At 66.8% G+C, this 653-nt stretch carries 1 protein-coding gene; it reads right to left on the reverse strand.

Annotated elements, in window-relative coordinates:
• Positions 1 to 651: helix-turn-helix transcriptional regulator (locus tag ACLN58_RS22570; RefSeq protein ID WP_415857436.1), on the reverse strand; the 651-nt coding region annotated here is incomplete at its 3' end.
• Positions 652 to 653 lie beyond the last annotated feature (2 nt).

Genomic DNA, 653 nt, shown 5'->3' on the forward strand with positions numbered 1-653 from the left:
CCAGCGGCGCCGGAATTCCTCGCTGCGCGTGGACAACTCGCCCACGAGGTCGTGGAGCTCCTTGTTGTCAGGGTCACGGCCAGCCTCAGAGCGCAGAATGGAGACGACCATGTTCGCCGCCCAGCCCCAGTCGGTCTGCAAGCTTCGGCTTCGCTCGTCGAGGAAGGTGAAGATGGCGAGATTCGGGGGATACCCCGGCATGTCGAACGCGTCCTTGTAGAAGGCGCGGGCGAGGGAGTTCACGGCAATCAAATCCAAGCGGCCGTTGCGGACGAACGCCGGACCCGCGGTGAATCCGTCGAGCACCCATTGAAGGCTCCTGTGGGGTGCCCAAGACTTGGCGTTCCGGTGCCGCAGCGGCCGCGCCACCGGTGTGGACGCGTGAGCGAGATCGAACAGGTGCGCCCTCTCGGCGTCGTCGAGTTGCAAGGCCTTGGCGATGCTGTCGAGAATCTCCGGGGACGCCCCGCTGAGGGCGCCCTGCTCCAGCCGGGTGTAGTACTCGACGCTCACGCCGGCCAGCGCGGCGACTTCACCGCGGCGCAGTCCCATCACACGGCGGTTCTTGCCCTCCGGCAGACCGACCTGCTGAGGGGTAAGCCGGGCACGCCGCGAGCTGAGGAACTCCCGCACTTCTGCTCGGTTTTCCATGC

It is taken from the genome of Sinomonas sp. G460-2, from assembly GCF_047759905.1.
GTDB lineage: Bacteria > Actinomycetota > Actinomycetes > Actinomycetales > Micrococcaceae > Sinomonas.